The sequence below is a fragment of the Salinivibrio kushneri genome (assembly GCF_027286325.1).
GTDB lineage: Bacteria > Pseudomonadota > Gammaproteobacteria > Enterobacterales > Vibrionaceae > Salinivibrio > Salinivibrio kushneri_A.
In genome coordinates, this window is record NZ_CP114588.1 from 1999322 (window position 1) to 2019177 (window position 19856).

At 50.7% G+C, this 19856-nt stretch carries 20 protein-coding genes; 6 read left to right on the forward strand and 14 right to left on the reverse strand.

The window, feature by feature from the left end:
• Positions 1-113: 113 nt before the first annotated feature.
• Complete coding sequence (locus tag N8M53_RS09395; RefSeq protein ID WP_269578590.1) at positions 114-2891, forward strand: insulinase family protein; 2778 nt, start codon at positions 114-116, stop codon at positions 2889-2891.
• 66 nt (positions 2892-2957) lie between these two features.
• On the opposite strand, the gene fadJ is transcribed toward N8M53_RS09395, so the two are convergent.
• Positions 2958-5093 carry a fatty acid oxidation complex subunit alpha FadJ gene (fadJ, locus tag N8M53_RS09400; RefSeq protein WP_269578591.1) on the reverse strand — a complete coding sequence of 712 codons (2136 nt, stop codon included), beginning with the start codon at positions 5091-5093 and terminating at the stop codon, positions 2958-2960.
• Positions 5093-6403 (reverse strand): acetyl-CoA C-acyltransferase FadI, encoded by a 1311-nt coding sequence (gene fadI / locus N8M53_RS09405; RefSeq protein WP_269578592.1) that lies wholly within the window; start codon positions 6401-6403, stop codon positions 5093-5095. The genes fadJ and fadI overlap by 1 nt, the downstream gene beginning before the upstream one ends.
• A gap of 460 nt (positions 6404-6863) precedes the next feature.
• Here fadI and N8M53_RS09410 point away from each other — a divergent pair, with 460 nt between their 5' ends.
• The 3 genes from N8M53_RS09410 to N8M53_RS09420 all read left to right on the forward strand — a co-directional run bounded on the left by N8M53_RS09410 (position 6864) and on the right by N8M53_RS09420 (position 9723).
• Complete coding sequence (locus N8M53_RS09410) at positions 6864-7403, forward strand: sigma-70 family RNA polymerase sigma factor (RefSeq protein WP_269578593.1); 540 nt, start codon at positions 6864-6866, stop codon at positions 7401-7403.
• Positions 7390-8094: a DUF3379 family protein gene (locus tag N8M53_RS09415; protein WP_269578594.1), complete on the forward strand. Its 705-nt coding sequence runs from the start codon at positions 7390-7392 to the stop codon at positions 8092-8094. Before N8M53_RS09410 ends, N8M53_RS09415 begins: the two co-directional genes overlap by 14 nt.
• A gap of 276 nt (positions 8095-8370) precedes the next feature.
• Complete coding sequence (locus tag N8M53_RS09420; RefSeq protein ID WP_269578595.1) at positions 8371-9723, forward strand: outer membrane protein transport protein; 1353 nt, start codon at positions 8371-8373, stop codon at positions 9721-9723.
• A gap of 83 nt (positions 9724-9806) precedes the next feature.
• Here the strand turns inward: N8M53_RS09420 and N8M53_RS09425 are convergent, their stop codons facing one another.
• From N8M53_RS09425 to ccmA, 10 genes are all read right to left on the reverse strand, one after another.
• Positions 9807-10565, reverse strand: coding sequence for a VacJ family lipoprotein (locus tag N8M53_RS09425; protein WP_420066582.1), 759 nt, complete (start codon positions 10563-10565; stop codon positions 9807-9809).
• 75 nt (positions 10566-10640) lie between these two features.
• A complete protein-coding gene (gene ccmI, locus N8M53_RS09430; RefSeq protein WP_269578596.1) occupies positions 10641-11852 on the reverse strand; it encodes a c-type cytochrome biogenesis protein CcmI in 1212 nt (403 codons plus the stop codon).
• On the reverse strand, positions 11849-12415 hold the full coding sequence (locus tag N8M53_RS09435; RefSeq protein ID WP_269578597.1) for a cytochrome c-type biogenesis protein: 567 nt from the start codon (positions 12413-12415) through the stop codon (positions 11849-11851). Before N8M53_RS09435 ends, ccmI begins: the two co-directional genes overlap by 4 nt.
• The gene (locus N8M53_RS09440; RefSeq protein WP_269578598.1) at positions 12412-12963 is read right to left on the reverse strand and encodes a DsbE family thiol:disulfide interchange protein; all 552 of its coding nucleotides are present in this window, start codon (positions 12961-12963) and stop codon (positions 12412-12414) included. Before N8M53_RS09440 ends, N8M53_RS09435 begins: the two co-directional genes overlap by 4 nt.
• Positions 12960-14924: a heme lyase CcmF/NrfE family subunit gene (locus tag N8M53_RS09445; protein WP_269578599.1), complete on the reverse strand. Its 1965-nt coding sequence runs from the start codon at positions 14922-14924 to the stop codon at positions 12960-12962. The genes N8M53_RS09440 and N8M53_RS09445 overlap by 4 nt, the downstream gene beginning before the upstream one ends.
• Positions 14921-15406 carry a cytochrome c maturation protein CcmE gene (ccmE, locus tag N8M53_RS09450; RefSeq protein WP_269578600.1) on the reverse strand — a complete coding sequence of 162 codons (486 nt, stop codon included), beginning with the start codon at positions 15404-15406 and terminating at the stop codon, positions 14921-14923. Before ccmE ends, N8M53_RS09445 begins: the two co-directional genes overlap by 4 nt.
• Positions 15403-15609: a heme exporter protein CcmD gene (gene ccmD, locus N8M53_RS09455; protein ID WP_269578601.1), complete on the reverse strand. Its 207-nt coding sequence runs from the start codon at positions 15607-15609 to the stop codon at positions 15403-15405. Before ccmD ends, ccmE begins: the two co-directional genes overlap by 4 nt.
• Positions 15609-16346 carry a heme ABC transporter permease gene (locus N8M53_RS09460; protein ID WP_269578602.1) on the reverse strand — a complete coding sequence of 246 codons (738 nt, stop codon included), beginning with the start codon at positions 16344-16346 and terminating at the stop codon, positions 15609-15611. Before N8M53_RS09460 ends, ccmD begins: the two co-directional genes overlap by 1 nt.
• Positions 16347-16374: 28 nt before the next feature.
• Positions 16375-17043: a heme exporter protein CcmB gene (gene ccmB, locus N8M53_RS09465; RefSeq protein ID WP_269578603.1), complete on the reverse strand. Its 669-nt coding sequence runs from the start codon at positions 17041-17043 to the stop codon at positions 16375-16377.
• A complete protein-coding gene (ccmA, locus tag N8M53_RS09470) occupies positions 17040-17657 on the reverse strand; it encodes a cytochrome c biogenesis heme-transporting ATPase CcmA (protein WP_269578604.1) in 618 nt (205 codons plus the stop codon). The genes ccmB and ccmA overlap by 4 nt, the downstream gene beginning before the upstream one ends.
• A 120-nt stretch (positions 17658-17777) precedes the next feature.
• Between ccmA and N8M53_RS09475 the strand changes: the two genes are divergently transcribed.
• Both N8M53_RS09475 and N8M53_RS09480 read left to right on the forward strand, forming a co-directional pair.
• A complete protein-coding gene (locus N8M53_RS09475) occupies positions 17778-18587 on the forward strand; it encodes a hypothetical protein (RefSeq protein WP_269578605.1) in 810 nt (269 codons plus the stop codon).
• Positions 18588-18589: 2 nt separating this feature from the next.
• Entirely contained in the window at positions 18590-18886 is a 297-nt protein-coding gene (locus N8M53_RS09480; protein ID WP_077771504.1) for an EscU/YscU/HrcU family type III secretion system export apparatus switch protein, read from the forward strand.
• A 14-nt stretch (positions 18887-18900) separates the two neighbouring features.
• Here N8M53_RS09480 and N8M53_RS09485 read toward each other — a convergent pair whose 3' ends face one another.
• Together N8M53_RS09485 and N8M53_RS09490 are read right to left on the reverse strand one after the other, a co-directional pair.
• Positions 18901-19335 (reverse strand): DUF2802 domain-containing protein, encoded by a 435-nt coding sequence (locus tag N8M53_RS09485; protein ID WP_269578606.1) that lies wholly within the window; start codon positions 19333-19335, stop codon positions 18901-18903.
• Positions 19335-19823, reverse strand: a complete 489-nt coding sequence (locus N8M53_RS09490; protein ID WP_046074925.1) for a chemotaxis protein CheW — start codon at positions 19821-19823, stop codon at positions 19335-19337. Before N8M53_RS09490 ends, N8M53_RS09485 begins: the two co-directional genes overlap by 1 nt.
• Positions 19824-19856: the final 33 nt, after the last annotated feature.

Consider the following 19856-nt stretch of genomic DNA (forward strand, 5'->3'; position numbering starts at 1 on the left):
ATTGGCTGCATGCTATCAAGATGAACCGCAAAAGACCAAATAAGTGGTTTGCGACTCTGGTCACTGGTAGTCATACTTACTACTAACTTATTAACTCTGATAGTGAGATGCTTGTGCACGTTAGCCCTAACGACCATAAACACTACCGTTATATCACGCTTCCTAATGCATTACGTGTCTTATTGGTGAATGATCCACATGCGCACCGCAGTGCCGCGGCATTGTCGGTGAATGTCGGTCACTTCCACGACCCAGACGAGCGACAAGGGCTGGCGCACTTTCTTGAGCATATGCTTTTTTTGGGGACTGAGCCGTACCCGATCATCGGTGACTTTCAGCGCTTTATTAGTCAGCATGGTGGCCACAATAATGCGTGGACAGGCACAGAACACACGACCTTCTTTTTCGATATTCGCCCCAGACAGTTCGCGGCAAGCTTAGATCGCTTCAGCGCATTTTTCATTTCACCACGTTTCGATGCCGATGCCGTGGATAAAGAACGCCAATCGGTCGACGCCGAGTATCGCATGAAGCTTAATGACGACGTGCGACGTATCTATCAAGTTCATAAAGAAACCATCAATCCTAACCATCCGTTTGCCAAGTTTTCCGTGGGCAGTGTCGAAACACTCGCAGACCGCGATGACACCAATGTGCGTGATGATCTCATCGCCTTTTACCAAGCTAACTACAGCGCCAACCTCATGACACTGGCATTGACTGGGCCACAGCCATTGGATGAGCTTGAACGTTTGGCGAAACAGTATTTTTCCGCCATTGCCAATCATAACTACCCAGAGCTAACCATTGAAGCGCCATTGGTGACCCAAAATGAACAACATCAATGGGTAAATATCGAGCCTTTAAAAGAGGTAAGAAAACTCACCTTGGCGTTTTCTGTCCCTGAAAGCCCCGAGCAATACCGCACTAAGCCTTTGTCTTACATTGCCCACCTACTGGGTTATGAGGGGCCAGGGAGTTTAATGTCACTATTAAAAAACAAGGGCTATATCAACACCTTGTCCGCGGGTGGTGGTATCAGCGGACGAGATTTTCGAGAGTTTACCCTCGGCTTTTCGCTGACGCCATTAGGGCTTAGCCATATCGACGATATTATTACCTATGTTTTTCAAGCCATCGCCCTCATTCGGCGCGATGGATTACAGCCTTGGCGGTATCAAGAAAAACGGCAAGTCCAAGAGCTGGCATTTCATTACCAAGACCCACACCGCCCTATTGATACCGTTAGCCATTTGGTAATGAACATGCAGCATTATGCGCCAACCGATCTTCTCTATGGCGACTACATGATGACAGGGTTTGATCGCCACCAGATCCAAGCCATGCTACAGCATATGAGCGTCGATAATCTTCGCGTGATGCTGGTTGCCAAGGGTCAAAGTTACGATCAATGCGCCGATTGGTATCACACGCCTTATGCGGTCAAACGTTTTTCTGCGCAACAAATTGCCAAATGGAAAACCGATTACATTTCTCCAGCACTGACACTGCCCGACCCCAACCCTTACATTGCTGATGCCCTGCACCCACTGGCTATCGAGCAAGACGCCAGTGAGGGACCAAGCTTAATTGAAGAGCTGCCTGGTTTTCGCCTCTGGCATGGCCAAGAACCACACTTTCGCGTGCCTAAAGGCCACATTTATATCGCCATCGATAGCCCACATGCCGTGGCGACGGTAAAAAACATTGTAATGACTCGATTAAGTGTCGAAATGTTACTCGAAGCCCTGAATGAGCAAGCGTACCAAGCTGAAATTGCGGGAATAAATTACAATTTATACGCGCACCAAGGTGGGGTCACGCTGACACTCAGTGGCTTCAATGACAAGCAGCCCCTGTTGCTCGAGCTCATTTTAAAAACCTTCTCTCAGCGCAGTTTCAATCCTGAGCGCTTCGAGACGATAAAAGCGCAGCTTCAACGCAGCTGGGAAAACGCAGAGAAGAACAAGCCACTGAGCCAACTGTATAACAGCATGACAGGGCTACTTCAGCCTAATAACCCACCGTACCACGCCCTTTTAGCGGCATTAGAGACGGTGACCCTGAGTGACTTACCTCACTTTGTCGATGCTATGCTCGCCACCTTGCATGTCGATATGTTTGTATACGGTAATTGGCATCGCCATCATGCCAAGACCTTGGCAGAAACAGTCAAAGACAGTTTACGCGTGAAAGGACAAGCGTATCAGGAATCTGTACGTCCGTTGACCTTGCTTGAGGACGTCGGCACCGTCAGTTTTGAGCGCCCCCTTGCGCATGCTGAATCAGCGCTTTTAGTCTATTACCAAAGCCCCTCGACCGATCCTCAAGCTGTGGCAACCTATACGTTGGCCAACCACCTAATGTCGGCGACTTTTTTCAACGAATTGCGTACCAAACAGCAGTTAGGCTATATGGTTGGTGCCAATAACTTACCGCTAAACCGCCACCCTGGACTGATTTTTTATGTGCAGTCCCCCATGGCAGGTCCTAACCAGTTAATGGCAGCGGTTGACGACTTTCTCAATGCTTTTTTCATGGTGCTGTTGGAAATGACGGAGGCACGCTGGCAAAGCAGTAAACAAAGCTTATTGGCACAAGTGAGAGAGCCAGACAATAACCTCCGCTCCCGGGCCCAGCGCTACTGGATCAGTATTGGCAATAAAGATTATCAATACCAACGTCGCGAGCAGGTTGCAGAGGCGATGGCAACGCTTACTCGTGCTGACATGGTGCGATTTGTGGTCAATACCCTCAAACCAAGAACCGCAGATAGGTTAGTCATGCACAGTTGCGGGACTGAACATCAACAAGATGCACACTTAGACGGTGCCTATCCGATTGCGGATATCGCTGCCTTCCGCGCCCTGTGTCAGCGTAGTGAGGACTAATCACCCAATCAATAGAAAGGGCAGCCACTGGCTGCCCTTTCGCTCATTGACTGGCTAACCTAACGGTTAGCTTTCGGGGTAAAACAACTGCCCTTCTTTGGCCATCACGGTTAAGCGTTCACAAGGAGCAAATCGCTCACCATAACGATTTTGATGCTCGTTGAGTAAGTTGACAACACGGTCGATGCCAATATGGTCCATATAGCGGAAAGGTCCGCCCAAGAATGGCGGGAAGCCAATACCAAAAATCGCCCCGATATCACCGTCTCGCGCGGAACGAATCACGCCCTCATCCAGGCAACGTGCCGCTTCATTGAGCATCATTAACGTACAACGTTGCGCGACTTCATGGCCAGACAGCTTGGCGTTTAGCGTGATATTCAGCAAGCTATAGACCTTCTTATCCACCTGCTTGGCCTTGCTGCCTTTCTTGCTGGCATCGTAGCGATAAAAACCTTTGCCTGTTTTACGGCCTTTTCGATCATCATTCAGCAGCACATCGAAGACATCTGGCGCTTCAAAACGCTCACCCAGCTCTTGCGTCAGGATAGGCGCTATCTTAGCGCCAATATCAATGCCTACCTCATCAAGCAAGGTAATTGGCCCGACCGGGAAACCAAAGTCCAATAGCGCGGTATCGATATGCTCAATGCTCTCTCCTGCCAACAACACCCGCGCGGCCTCATTCATATAAGGAGCAAGGATCCGGTTGACGTAAAAGCCCGCACTATCACCGACCACAATGGGCGTTTTACCTTGCTGGCGTGCCAGTTTAACCACAGTAGAAATCGTCTGATCACTGGTGTTTTTATGGGGGATCACCTCCACCAGCGGCATTTTTTCTACCGGGCTAAAGTAGTGCAAGCCAACAATGTTTTCTGGACGCTGGCTGCCTTCAGCGATTTGGTGGATAGGTAATGACGAGGTGTTAGTAGCAAAAATAGCGTTCTTCTCGGTGATGGATTCCATCTCTTCCACCATGCGGTGCTTAAGCGATAAGTCTTCAAATACCGCTTCGATCACCACATCCGAGTTCGATAGGGTTGTCGCCTGTGTATCACCCGATAGCTGCATCATGGTGGCTTGAAGCTCTGCCTTGCTAAGCTGTTTGCGCTTGCGTTTTTTGTCTAGCAATTTGTAGCTATAACGCAGGGCATTCAAAATGCCATCTTCGCTCACATCTTTTACTCGTACGGGGTAGCCGGCCTTAGCGACCGAGACATGCGCAATCCCGGCCCCCATCAAGCCACCGCCAAGTACACCAATACGACTGATATCGCTGGGCTCTGCATCGGCACCGTTTTCTTTTTTCATCGCCGTGGTCGCGAAGAAAATACTACGAAGTGCTTTAGACTCTGAGGTCATCACCAGCTCACCAAACTGGCGTGCTTCTTCCTCAAATCCGGCTTTCAAGCCTTTATCGAGGCCCTTTTTCACCACAGATAAAATGGCATCAGCGGCGGGGTAATTGCCACGGGTTTTTGCTCGCGCTTTTTTGCCCGCTTGATCAAAAACGATATTACGCCCAACTGCATTGCCACTTAGCATCCAGCTTTGCCAGCTGCGGCTACGTTTGGGTTTCGATTTCTGCGCGAGCTGCTCAGCCACATCGAGCAAAACGGTATCCGGCACGCAATCATCAATCACACCGAGTTTTTTGGCTTTTTTGGCGCGTAACTGTTTGCCCGTTAGCATCATATCAAGTGCGTCAGGCACACCGATAAGACGGGGTAGTCGCTGTGTACCGCCCGACCCTGGCAACAAACCTAGTTGTACTTCTGGCAGGCCAAGGCGCGTTTTATCCCAATCTGTGGCCACACGGCTATGACAGGCCAGCGCGAGCTCAAGCCCACCACCTAAACAAGGACCATGGATCGCCGCCACCACGTGAAATGGCAATTTTTCAATGCGTGAAAACAGAGTCTGCCCCTGAGCGGCAATATCACGTGCTTGTTCAGCGCTATCGCAGGCTTCAAGCATGCGCACATCCGCGCCAGCAACAAAGTTATCGGGCTTACCAGAATGAATCACTAGCCCTTTCACGCTTTTATCGTTTTCAAGTTGGTCTAATACTGCGGAAACGCCCTCAACAAAACTTGCCTGCAGCGTATTCATGCTCTCGCCTGGCACATCAATGGTCAGCCAGGCTATTTGGTTATCAGCAACCGTTAAATGAAAGGCTTGATGGGTTTCTGTGGTCATTATTCTGCCTCCAAGATCATTGCTGCGCCAAGGCCGCCTGCTGCACAGGCTGTGTTCAATGCTAATCCGCCGCCACGACGTTTTAATTCACGTAAGGTTTGGGTGATCATCCGCGCGCCTGTCGCAGCAAATGGATGGCCGTAGGCGATTGAGCCCCCTAACACGTTGAATTTATCCATATCGATGTCACCAATCGCGCGGTCACGATTTAAATGCTCGCGGGCAAATGCGTCAGAAGCAAACATTTTGACATTAGATAAGGTCTGGGCGGCGAACGCCTCGTGCATATCAATCAAGGTTAAATCCGCAAGAGAAATCCCCGCACGATCAAGCGCAATGGGCGTCGCATAAGAAGGGCCCATCAGCATGTCTTTTTCCACCCCGATGGCGGAAAATGCATACGAACGGATGTAACCGAGCACTTCTAGACCCAATGCTTTTGCACGGCTTTCTGGCATCATCAATACCGCTGCCGCACCATCGGTGAGCGGCGTGCTATTCGCCGCCGTGACCGAGCCATGCTTGCGATCAAACGCAGGCCGTAGTTTGGCGTAGTCTTCCAGCGTGGAGTCAGGACGCAAGTTATTATCTTGTGCAATCCATGTTTTGTAAGGTTCGGGATAGGCTGTCATCACTTCGTCACTCAGCAAGCCTTCATCCCAAGCTTTGCTGGCGAGTTGATGCGAGCGAAGCGCAAGAGCATCTTGCTCTTCCCGTGGGATCTGATGCGACTTTGCCATTTGCTCTGCCGTTTGCCCCATACTCAGGCCTGTTGAATACTCAGCCACCGCAGGCGGAACCGGTGCCAGATCTTTTACTGACAGCTTACTGAGCAGCTTTAACCGCTTACTCATGGTTTTCGCTTTGCTCAAATCTAATAATGTCCGCGCCAGTTTTTTGCTAACGCCGATAGGCAGCACAGAGGATGAGTCCGCACCACCAGCAATCCCCACCTGAATATTGCCGGCGACCATGCTCTCTGCCACATTCGCAACCGCTTGAAAACTGGTCGCACAGGCGCGGGTGACACTGTAGGCATCAGTGTGAATATCCATACCAGTGCCCAGCACGATTTCGCGAGCAATGTTCGGCGCTTCAGGCATTTGCACCACCTGCCCAAACACCACTTGATCGATATCTTTCGGGGAAATACTGCTTCGGTTGAGCATCTCTTGCACGACCATTTTGCCGAGATCGACCGCTGGCACATCAGTATAAGCGGTCGACTGGCGGGCAAAGGGTGTACGTAGCCCAGACACAATAGCAATGCGATCACCATTGCTGGTTTTAAGGTGTTGCTGAGACGTCATCACTGCTCCTTAGGATGTTCTACAGGTCTGACCACAAGTGTAACCAAAATGTTACCAGCTTAAAACATCCGTTTTAATTGATTGGTAAGATTGCCAACAGGCGCACAGATCCATCCTAGGGTAACCACTACGGTTGGTTGCCAGCAAATAAGGAAGAAAAAACACAATAAAAAAAAGGGCCATGCGCTAGCGCAGGCCCCAACATATTGGAAAGCAAAACGATAATCTGGGAAGTGTGCAGTGCTTTTCCCGCACCCAGATCCGAACAGAAAGTCATATCATTCAAAAAGGAAACGCCGTTCACTCAACCTCACGAGTGTCGACACATGGCCGATAACGACAGGTGTCACTTTACCGACTTACGGCGTCCTAATATTGAAACAGATCAAACTTGTACCGATTTTTCACCTAAGATGAAATAAAATGACAAATCACGCGGTCTTTATAGACTGACTAATCCATGGATAAAGGCTCAACCGGCATGACCCGACAAGCACGATACGAGGCATTGGTGCGCGCATGGCATCGTGATCTCTACCGCTATGCCTATTGGTTAGCAAAAGATCCGCATATCGCGGAAGACTTGGTGCAAGAAACTTGCTTACGTGCTTGGCGCTCGTTAGACAGCTTGCAAGATGACAAGGCAGCCAAAGCCTGGCTAATCACCATTTTGCGCCGAGAGAATGCGAGGCGCTTCGAACGGAAGCAGTTTGACCATGTGGACATTGACGATGGCGAATGGGAAGACAAAACGCGACCCAGCGAAGAAGCGTCTATGGAACAACGCTGGCTACATCGGCAGATTGCCGCTTTGTCACCAGAATATCGTGAGCCCTTGGTCTTACAGGTGCTTGCTGGTTTTAGTGGCGACGAAATTGCCCAAATCTTGGATTTGAACAAAAACACAGTGATGACTCGCCTCTTTCGGGCTCGCGCTCAACTTAAAGAAGCACTGGATACCGCCGCAACCTCAGGAGGCCAACAGTATGGACGATCTTGAATTTCGCCGCCGCCTACTAGCAGACCCTTATGATACCGATCCTGAGTTGCAAGCCGCCAAGGCAGAGTCTGAACGTCACCAAAGCTATGCGGATGATATCGCCGAGTTGGACAGTAAAATTGACCAGGCGCTTCGCGTAGATGTGCCGGAAGACTTAGCCGATAAAATTTTGTTTTCGCAAACCACCGATGCTGAGCAACGAGTCAAACGTCCTCGCTGGCATCTCGCCATTGCCGCCTCGATTGCTTTTGTGTTTGGTATTGCACTCGGTCAGTTTAACTGGGGCAGTGCGACGCTCGACCTTAATCAAACAGCATTGGCACACTATTATCACGAGCATGCCTTTATAGAAGGCATTAACGAGGGTGCGACCATTGAGCAAGTCAATGCCAAACTGCAGCCGTTTGGCAAAGCTTTTAATGCGCTCCCCGGCCAGATTACTTACATCAACCATTGTAGTTTTGGTGAGCAACATGCCCTACACATGGTGATGGAGAGTGATGGGCAAGCCTATACGGTGTTTGTGGTCCCATCAGCCAGTCAGGCGCCCGCACAGAAGAGTGACGGCAAAATGCAAGCCGTCAGCCGACCCGTGCAATCGGCGAGCGTGATTGTGGTCGGCGAGGTAAAAAGCGCTGCTGCCCCCATTGCCGAGCAACTGCAACAACAACTCACCCCCAGAGCGATCTAACCACGCATTGTGCGCCCTCTCGACAGGCAGAGAGGGCGTATGCGGTGATTTTTTCCTTTCTCACCAATGCCCTTTTCGCCTAGCAATGTGTAACAGCTGTTCGCTGAGTTCATCTTTCGTCGATTAAATCCCCGCCAACACAACAGACAAAAACACTAATAATATGGGTTTTGTTGATTCATTATTTTGTTTTTACCCTTTTCAGTAGCGATAAATTGATTTACGCACGTGAGCTTTTACTCTAGGCGTCCCTTTATACAGCGAACAAGTAAGCAGATGAAAAATAATAAGATCGTTTATCTTGCCGTCGCCACCGCGCTCGGCTCTCTTTCTACGACCGCACACAGTGCCGGTTTCCAGCTCGCAGAAACCTCAGCAACCGGCCTGGGCCGTGCCTTTGCAGGGGAAGCGGCAATGGCGGATAACGCCAGTGCGCAATTTCGTAACCCTGCGCTACTAAGCTACCTTGCCGATACACAAGTATCAGCCGGTGGCATCTACGTTAACCCTAACGTTGATATTGATGGCGAAAACTCTCAGCACGGTCAAACCTCAACCAATGATGTTGCCCATGATGCCGTGATCCCTAATTTCTATTTTTCCCATCAAATCGACGATCGCTTTACCGCTGGCCTCGCTCTCGCGACCAACTTTGGCATGGAAACCGATTTAGGCGACGATTTTACCGGTACCCAGTTTGGTAACGAAGCGGCAGTGACCACCTTTGAAATCAACCCTAATATCGCTTGGAAAGCCACCGAGCAATTACGCCTGGGCGCCGGTATCCGCTATGTGTTGGGGGAAGGCAGTATTGGGGCGAAAAGTAGTAAAGGTGCTCAACTACCTAAAAACGCAGGCCCACTTGCCGGCAGTCCTGTTCCTGAGCACAGCACTCTGAAGTATATGGAAGGCGATGATCGTGCCTGGGGTTGGCAATTGGGTGCCGTGTACGACATCAATGACAAGCACCGGGTCGGCGTTAACTATCGCTCCGAAGTTGATCTGACACTTGAGGGGCATGCAGAAGGTCTAACTTACAACCTAGCAGCAATTCAAAAAGGTCAACTTGCTGGAGCAGATTATCTGAGTAGCAACCACTATTCAGGCAGTATGGATCTCACCCTCCCCGCTACCGCCGAGTTCTCTTCGTTGCATCAGCTGACTGAGCAGTGGGCGGTACACACCAGCATTAACTGGACCGAGTGGAGCAGCTTTGACAAACTCGAGGCGGACATCCCCTCCCTTTCTAGCGATCCAAAGATGGTGAAAGTAGAGAATTGGGAAGATAACTATCGCTTTGCCATCGGCACCACTTATCAGTGGGATCAGAAACTGACGTTGCGCTCAGGCGTTGCCTACGATACCTCGGCAGTGAGCGATAAAAACCGCACCCTGACCATCCCAGAGACTGACCGTACCTGGTTAAGCGTGGGTGCCGGCTATGACGTAACACCTAAGCTCACCCTGGATGCTGCCTTTACCTATGTCTTTGCCAAAGATGCCCCGGTGAAAGAGCCGCGTGATGGTATTGAGTCCGACCAGTCAGGCTCAGCGTTTGGTGGTAACTTTGAAGGCGAAACCACCGGTAATGTGTGGTTAGTCGGCGTACAAGCCAGCTACCGCTTCTAAACGCTCAGGTCTTCAAACAAAAACACCACGGCCTAAGCCGTGGTGTTTTTTTATCGTGTTTTACCTAACTCGCTTACGCTGATTTACGGTGCGGCATCAATATCATCGATAAAATCATCGAGAAACTCATCATCCAAGGCAGGTTGTTGCTCCAATGCCTCATCGCCTTTGGCGCGATAGCGGCGGTTTTGCAGGTAAGCCTCACGGGCAAACGCGTAAGGGTCCGGTGAGTTATCTAATTGCGACTCCTGAGACACTAACGCAGCGCGCGACTCCATCCCATCAAACATCCATTTTAAAACCGACTGCGGCAGGGTGAGTAACGCCAGCGGCGGATACAAACCATCAACGACTTCGCCCGCGCCTTCTCGTACCGAGGTGGGGCCATAACCGGGCAGCATAATATACGCGCCCGTACCCACATCATAGTGTCCGATCGCATCACCGAATTCGCGCTGGTCATACTTTTGAATATCAGCGGCGGACGCAATATCAATCAAGCCACCCAAGCCAAACAAGGTATTTATCCAAAAGCGGTTAAAATGGGTCGCGGCTTTCTCGCCTTCCAGCATGATTAAACTATTCAAAAAGCTGGCTGGCTCTTCAAGGTTGCCCAAAAAGTTAGAAATCCCAGTGCGCACGGGGCTCGGTACATAATCGACATACGCAATCGAGACAGGGCGTGCCACATAGGGATCCAAATAATCGTAGTTGACCGTCCACATCGCACGGTTAAAGCCCTCTAACGGGTCTTCAGGGTGCGGCTCTGCACCTGGCGGACGTGATACACAACCGGTTAATAGGCCGAGTACCGCCGCCATCAAACACAGACGTTTCCACATCAAATGGCATTCCTCTACACAATGAAAGGCTGGGGATGCCCAGCCTTGCTAACAATGATGACTATTCTGGCTTGGTTATTGTTGTTTGTCGATAACCAGTTCTGTGTGGCTGCCTAGACTTACCACCGCACTTTGTCCAACCCAGTCACCTTCTTTCGTTGCGACGTTACCATCTCGGTCAATTCGCGCCTTAATCACCACCTTATCTTGCGAGGATAACGCTTGGTTGGGATTCAGGCTGTCAGTGTCTGCCAAGTCCACAGACAAGGGAAACTTAGATAAAGGCAGGCGCTTGGCTGCAATCGGCATCGATGAATCGGCCGACGCGTGAGCAGAAATGATCACCACCCCCTCGTTAGGTAACTGCACTTGGCTGCCCAGTGTCACCGTAATATCGACTTTGGCACCGTCCGCGCTATTGAGAGCCAACTTTGCTCGTGCGATCGACTGATCTAACGTCTGGTTACGCGGGTCGTCACTGCCTATCAAGGTTTTCATCGCCTTCCATGTAGCGATCGCATCTTGATATCGTTCTTGCTCGAACGCTTGGTAGGCGAGCAAAGACATCGCCTGCAGATTAAAGGGGTTGTCTTTCACCACAGATTTCAACAAATTCTGCGCCCGCGCACTGTCTGCTTCATCACCTGCAAACAACAAGGCTTGCGCTAGCCCGACTTGAATATCAGGTTGTGAAGGTGCCAAGGCATAGGCTTTTTCCATTGCCCCCTTAGCCGTTTCACCGTCTCGATTAGCAAGACCAATACGGCCAAGCAACAGCCACCCAGTGCTATCGCTTGGCTCGTGTTGCAAGCGCGTGCGCAACGCCAAGGTTAAGTCTTGCATCTCTTGTTGCGTCAGCGGCTGTTCATTGTTAAGCAGGCGCTTAGATAACGACGGCAACTGCTGGGCGGTTTGTTGCCACTGCGCCACTTGGTTGGCACTGCCCTCAATACCATATAAACCGAAGCTCACCACCGCTAGCACGATTAAACCTGGCACCCACTGCATCGGTGTCAGTCGCAAGTGACGGGCTTGTTTGGCTTTCTCTTTTTCTGGGATATCGTCTAACAGAGACTGTTGAAGGTCGCGCGTCAGATCCTTTTCATTATCGATTAAGCCTTCAGCGCTTTCTGCTTGAATTTCTTCAACACGGTCATAGTAAAACGCTTTGTTCAATGCATCACGGCTACCCTGATGATCGTGTTCACTTTTTTGCCAAAGGGGCCACAAAAACATCACCGCGCCAAGGACAAAAAACACCAAGGTCGCGCCCCAAAATTCAATCATTTTGGCTCCTTATTTTGCTGGGTTGACGCATGCTCAGATGACGCCGGTTGATCCGCTGATGTATCCATGTTTGTGGCTGAGGTGCTTACGGGTGAATCATCGGTGCCTTCTGTCGATGACAACAGCGCATTGAGTCGTTGCTCCTCCTCATCGCTCAACGCGTGATTGACGGTCTGCTTGGCACGTCGGCTGCGCATTATCATCACCACCATACCGGACACCAGTACCAGCGCGGGCGCAAGCCACAAAATCAGGGTTGATGCGGTGACGGGCGGATTGTACGTCACAAAATTGCCGTAACGCGCAATCATAAAGCTGCGAATTTCTTCATCCGTGCGCCCTTGCTGCAGCATTTGGTGCACTTTTTGACGCAAGTCTTGCGCCAATTCGGCGTTGGAGTCTGCAATACTATTATTCTGACACTTAGGGCAACGCAGCTCACTGGTCAGGGCACGAAATCGAGCTTCTTGCTCCGCCGAGTCGAACTTATACACGTCAATCGCGTTGGCAAATGCCAAGCTTACACTCAGCCACAACGCGCCAAGCAGGATCAGTCGTTTCATTTGTCAGCCCCCTTCAATGCATCAAATTTTGGCTTGAGGGTCTCCTCCCAATTACGTGCATTCACATCACCCACGTGTCGGTACTGAATCACGCCGTTGGCATCAATCAAAAAGGTTTCCGGCGCACCATAGACACCAAGATCCAGCCCTAGCATCCCATCACCATCGTATAAGCTGATTTGATAGGGGTTACCCAGGTTGCTCAGCCATTTGATTGCTTTTTGCCGATCATCTTTGTAATTAAGCCCAATGATCTTTACGCCTTGCGCCGCCAATTTATTCAAAAACTGGTGCTCGGCATAACAGGTCGGACACCAGGTGGCCCATACATTAAGCAGTAAGGGCTCGCCCGTGAAAATGGCTTGATCGTATTCCTTGCTCGGGGTTTGTAGATCCTCAAGGTGAAAAGCGGGCACGGGCTTGCCCACTAATACTGACTCTAGCTTGGTAGGATCGTCGCCTTTAGCATTCTTATCGAGCTGGGCAACAAAAAAACCTGCCAACGCGACAAATGCCAACAACGGCAGAAACCAGAATAGCTTCTTCATGCCTTTGCCTCCTGCTTAGAAGACAGCGTGCGACGGAACCGATAGCGCTTATCGCTGATCGCCAAGGCACCACCCAGCGCCATGACAATGGCACCAAACCAAATCCAACGCACAAAGGGTTTGTAATAAAGTCGCATTGCCCATGAGCCATCAGGCAACTCTTCACCCATGGCGATGTATAGGTCACGCGTTAAGCCACGATCAATGGTCGCCTCAGTCATCATCGAGCGCTGCACTGAATAGAACCGTTTTTCGGCATCCAAATGGTTGATAAAGGTGTCACCACGGTATACATCAAATGAGGCCACGTAACCTTGGTAGTTGGGGCCTTGTTTTTCCGACAAATCGGTGAAGTTAAACGTATACCCTTGCAAAGTAACACTGCTGCCTGGAGCCATTTTAACGTCGCGCTCAATGTCATAGTTCTCGACCATTGCCACCCCAATAATGGTGATGGCTAAACCGATATGGCCCAACACCATCGCCCAGTGGCTGCGTCCCAGTTTTTTTATTCCCACGCTAAATGGATGACGGTGGGTGGCACGTAAATGAAGCTCATAGCCATGTAGAAAAGTGATCCACAGCGCCATGGTCACGCCCATTGCCGCCATCGCCTTAAAGCTATCGGCTAAGGTCGCGATGGCACCAACACCTAAAATGACAGCAGCAATACCGCTGATAATCATCGGTTTGGCTAAGGTTGACAGCTTGTCACGCTTCCAGCGAATCAATGGCCCAATCCCGAGGAAAAAGGCAAATGGCAGCATCAGCCAAGCAAACAAAAAGTTGAAGAAAGGCTCGCCAATCGATACTGAGCCAAGGCCTAACTGCTTATGCACGAGCGGCAATAAGGTACCAATCAGCACAATCACAAGCGCGGTCATCAACAAGGTATTGTTAACCAACAAGGCGTTCTCACGTGAAATGAGCGACACTTTGGTACGCCCTTTGATCTCGGAGGCACGCAATGCATAGAGCAACAGTGAGCCACCAATCACCACCACAAGAAAGCCAAGAATAAACAGGCCTCGCGCTGGATCAGAAGCAAAAGAGTGCACCGATACCAACACCCCAGAGCGCACCAAGAATGTGCCTAACAAACTGAGTGAAAAAGCAGAAATAGCAAGTAACACGGTCCACGCTTTAAAGGTGCCACGCTTTTCTGTCACTGCTAACGAGTGCATCAATGCGGTACCTGCCAACCAAGGCATAAATGAGGCGTTTTCGACCGGGTCCCAAAACCACCAGCCGCCCCAGCCAAGCTCGTAATAAGCCCACCAAGATCCGAGTGCAATGCCTAAGGTTAAGAAAAGCCATGCCGCCGTTGTCCAAGGACGCGACCAACGCGCCCACGCGGTATCTAAGCGTCCCGCGAGCAATGAACCAATGGCGAAAGCAAACGCAACCGAGAAACCCACATATCCCATATACAGAATAGGTGGATGAACAATGAGCCCTGGATCTTGTAACAATGGGTTCAAGTCACGGCCGTCAACAGGGAAGTAAGGCAGGGTACGATCAAACGGGTTGGAAGTCAGGATGATAAACAATAAGAAACCGACCGATATCATTCCCATCACGGCGAGCACACGCGCGACTGACGATAACGGCATGCCGCGGCTGAATACCGCCACCGCGACGGTCCAAAGTGCTTGAATAAGCACCCACAGGAGGAGTGACCCCTCATGTGCGCCCCAAACCGCGGTTAAGCGGTAGTACCAAGGCAGTGCACTGTTGGAATTACTGGCGACATACGCGACAGTAAAGTCGTTGGTATAAAACGCCCAACTCAAGGCGATAAAAGAAAACAGCAACATAGCAAACATCCCCAAAGAGAGAGGACGCGCCATTTTCATCATCCCTTCATGGCCCTGATTGGCACCATAAAGCGGATAAAAACTGAGTAACAGCGCCAGTCCCAATGCAAGGATCAACGCGTAATGCCCGAGCTCAACAATCATAACTGACTACCTTGTTTTTGCTCTTCTGTGTATTCAAGCGGCTGATGGCTCTTTTCCATCGCCTCTGCTATCTCAGGCGGCATGTATTCTTCATCGTGCTTCGCCAACACCTCGCTTGCTTTTACCGTGCGTGAGTCAACTAATACCCCCTGAGCCACAATACCTTGTCCCTCCCGAAAAAGGTCCGGCAAAATGCCCTCATAGGTCACGGTGACCGCTGGGCCAACATCGGCGACATCAAACTGAATAAGCAAAGACTCTTGATCGCGTTTCACCGAGCCTTCCACCACCATGCCGCCAATGCGCAGGCGCTGGCCGACTTCCGGCTTGCTTCCATCGGGCTTACCTTGCACGATTTCAGTCGGAGTGTAGAACAGATCCATATTTTGGTTTAAGGCATACAAAACCAGGCCGATAGTGGTCGAGACACCAATTAGCAACGCTAAAGTGATCCACAACCGTTTCTTGCGTCGAGGCGTCATAATGTGTTCTCCAGTGCTTGTGCATCTTTTATTCGCTGCTCACGTGCGATTTGTTGTTTGACCGCTTGCAGGCGTTTTTTATGTGTACGCCGGTAACCAACGATGAGTGCCAACATGGCCGCCGCGGTGATACCGAATGCGCTCCATACATAGGCGGCATAGCCTCCCATCGCTAAAAACGCATTAAAACTCTCAAAATGCATTATTCCCCCTCCACCAAAGCGCGTACCCAAGGCCGATGTGACTCTCTTAAGAGAATTTGATTTCGTAGTCCCATCAAGGTCAGGGTGACAAAAAAGCAGGCAAAGCCGAGTAAGCACATCAGTAGAGGCCAAAGCATGCCAGGGTCGATTGAAGGGCGGGCAAATTTGGTGATGGTGGCGCCTTGATGCAAGGTGTTCCACCACTCTACAGAAAAGTGGATGATAGGCAGGTTAATCACGCCCACCATCGCCAAAATCCCAGCGGCTTGCGAGGCAGTGCGCGCATCGTCAAAGGCGTTATATAAGGCCATAACACCGATGTAGAGGAACAATAAGATCAACTCTGAGGTAAGGCGAGCATCCCATACCCACCAAGCGCCCCACATGGGCTTCCCCCAAATCGCACCGGTCACTAGGGCAATAAAGGTAAACACCGCGCCGACCGGCGCGATCGCTCCCACGGCCCAATCGGCCATTTTTAGCTGCCAAACACGGCCAACAAACGCCGCGATCGCCATCGACATATACGCACCCATCGACCAAATGGCAGCGGGAACATGAATATAGATAATGCGAAAACTATCGCCTTGTTGGTAATCGGCCGGCGCGAAGGCTAAGCCCCAAACCATGCCCGTAACCAAACTCAAGCCTGCCAACACAGCAAACCAAGGGAGGAGTTTTCCACACAGCCGGTAGCTCACTTCCGGCTTTGCGTAAGGGTGAAGCCACTTCCACATGACAATTGCTCTACTTCCTGATTAATAATTAGTTCACGCTCACACGCAAGGCGGCGGCGATAGCAAAGGGGGCCAAAGTAACCGACCCAACCAACATGGCGCCAAGGATCGCCAGCTGTCCATTGATGTCTGCACCGAACCCCGCCATATCAATGGCTGAGGTAGCAAAAATCAGTACAGGGATATAAAGCGGGAGGATCAGCAAGCTCAGAAGAACGCCTCCCTTACGTAGCCCTACCGTCAGAGCAACCCCGATCGCACCGACAAAACTCAATGTTGGGGTACCCAACAACAGAGTCATTACCACCGCTTGATACTGGATAGCATCGAGTGACAGCAGCAATGCCAACACAGGGCTGACTAATAATAAAGGCAAACCAGTCAGTAACCAGTGTGCGATCACCTTAGCAATCACGAGTAAGGGTAAGGGAACGGGCATCAGCATCATTTGCTCAAGCGATCCGTCCAGGTAATCATCTCGAAACAATCGCTCCAAGGACAGCAGCGCAGAGAGTAATGCCGCGACCCAAATAATACCCGGCGCGATGGTCTGCAATAGCTGAGGCCCAGGCCCGACACCGAGGGGAAACAAGGTGATCACAATGATAAAGAACCACAACGGATTCAGGCTATCTGCCGGCTGGCGAAACGCCACTTTCAGCTCTCGGCGAATAATCAACCACATCGCTTTGATCATTGCGCCCCCAATCGAATCCGACGCAATAGCGGATGACCCACAAACATGTCCTGGTGAGTAGTAAATAGCACCATTCCGCCTTGTTGCACATGCCGCTCAAACACAGCTTCAAGCACTTTGACCCCTTGTTTATCAATCGCAGTCAGCGGCTCATCGAGAATCCACAATCGGCGGTCGCTTAGCCAGAGTCGCGCGAGCGCAACACGCCGGTTTTGTCCAGCTGAAAGCTGCCCGGCGGGAATATCTTCACGCCCGGCTAATCCCACTTTAGCGAGCGCTTGCCAGATCGCATCATGATCAGTGCGACCGTGCATCTGCATGTAGTAGGCCAGGTTTTCGAAGGCAGTGAGCTCGCGCTTAACCCCTGTGGTGTGGCCTAAAAATAGAAGATCGCGATAAAAGGCGTCGCGTTGTTGGGTGATCGCCTGCTGCTGCCAACAGACCTCACCACTGTCCGCAAGTCCCAGACCCGCGATAATTCGCAATAACGTGGTTTTGCCTGCTCCATTTGGGCCTTCTATTTGAACAAGATCACCGGGAGACAGAGAGAATGTCAGCGCATCAAACAACACTCGGTCATCACGAACACAGCAAAGCTGTTTCACTTCCAACATGACAAATGTTGCATCCTGCTTGTGTTACAAAAGTGGACGCATAGTACCACAATGGTCAAAATGACTGTTAGTTACCACAGGGTTGCAAAGTGTGACTCGCGTAAATAATTGTGAGAAACCATGAAGATTGCCCCAACGAATCCACAACAACTGGTGATAAAACCGGCGGGTTTAGCCTCACCGTCCTTGCCATCAATCGATGGCCGTGCACTGTCGCAAGCACAGTTTACCCTTATACATACCTCGGCCAGCACAGGGTTGGCCGATGTGTTAGCCCAGTTACATTTGTTGCCTGCACTGACTGCCACCATGAGACAACAGCCCGCGTCGAGCCAAACGTTAATGCAATCACTACTTACCGCTTGGACCCTCCCCGCTTTCGGCCATCAACAGAGCCCCAGTTCTGACACAATTGCCCAGTGGCTCACGCAACGCCCTGCCGATAAGTTGCTTGCCACGCTCCTAAGACAATGGCTCTCGTCCCCATCAGAGGGCGACAATCTTACGGGTGCCTTAAGACTGATGGCAGAGCAAAGAGTGGCAGAATCATCACGCCCAGGTGAGTGGCAATGGGTCTTACCCTTTTCTGACCCACAACGTCCTCCTGTTCGTGTCACTGCACGTAAACAAACCGGACAACCGGCGTCTCCCTCAGAGGATAAGGTGCAGTGGCAAGTTCGGCTTTACCTTCCTGTCGGCCATCAGTTTGTCCGTGCAGATTTATCACTATCAAAGGAAGAAAGAGCGCTGACACTGACCGCACCGACCGCTAAGCTTAAGCAACGCATTCATCAAACACTTGATTGGCTCAATGAACGGCTTATACATCAAGCGATTGCCTTGGATATCGACATAAATGAAGACATCGACGAAACCGGGCCGGCGTCAGAGGATGACGTGCTCGCCGCTGGCATTTCTATGAGGGTTTAGTGATGAAAGATAAAAAACGAGCGGTCGCTCTCGGATATGACGGCTACCATGCCCCCAAGGTCAAAGCAAAAGCCACGGATAGACTCGCGAATGAACTGATCGAGGCCTTAAGTGAACAAGGTGCGCTCATTCATCAAGATGCCCATTTGCTCGCCTGGCTAGATCGACTGGATAAAGATGATGAGATCCCACCAGAACTTTATCGAGTCATTGCCGAGTTGATTGCTTACGCTTGGGTATTGGAAGGAAAGACCCCGCCAGGTTGGCAGGGACACACACCTATCGATACGTTGGTGTAGGATAGGCTTAGCGGTTAGCGCTGCTGATTGGCTGCTTGCCGTTTACGCAAATTAAGTAGCAATTCGGCTTCTGCCTTGGGGAGATCACATTCTTGCATTAACTCGTCAACATCCGCACCCAAGTCAACCATCTTACTTGCTCGACTATAGAGACGACTTTCCGAGTCTTGCATCTCAAGCTCGACGTGCTTTTCTAGCAACTCATCCACATTCGTCGACAAGTCTGCAAGTTTTTGCCCCATCCCCATACTGCCTGCTCGCAATTCATTGAATTGTTTAGCAAGACTATCATGACGCTGACGCGCACTTTTTAGTACGGTTTCCATCGCTTGAAGCTTATTCTCGAGCCGCTGCCTAGCGCGCCTCTCTGCACGCAGACACCACAATGCAACGATGGCAAATACCACCGTTACAACTACCGGAGACCACGTCAGCACAAGCTCATTCATTACAGCATTGCCATCTCATTCCACTCTTCGTCGGTCAACAACTTGTTGAGATCAACCAAGATAAGAAGTTCACCATTACGGTTGCTCACGCCTTGAATAAACTTAGCGCTCTCTTCAGTGCCGACACTTGGCGTGGTATCGATTTCTGACGTTTTCAGATACACCACTTCCGCGACGCTATCAACCATAATACCAATAACTTGGGTCTCGGCTTCGATAACGATCACTCGGGTATTATCCGTCACTTCGGTAGAGGCTAAGCCAAAACGTGAACGTGTATCGATCACGGTGACGACATTGCCGCGCAAGTTGATAATACCTAATACATAGTCAGGGGCGCCCGGTACAGGTGCGATTTCGGTGTAACGCAGCACTTCACGCACCTGCATCACATTAATGCCGTAGGTCTCTTCTTCAAGCTGAAAAGTAACCCACTGCAACACCTCGTCATTGACGCCTTCTTTTTGAACTTCAGCTACCTGAGACATTGATTTTCCTCTTTACGCGCTGTGTAACTAGTT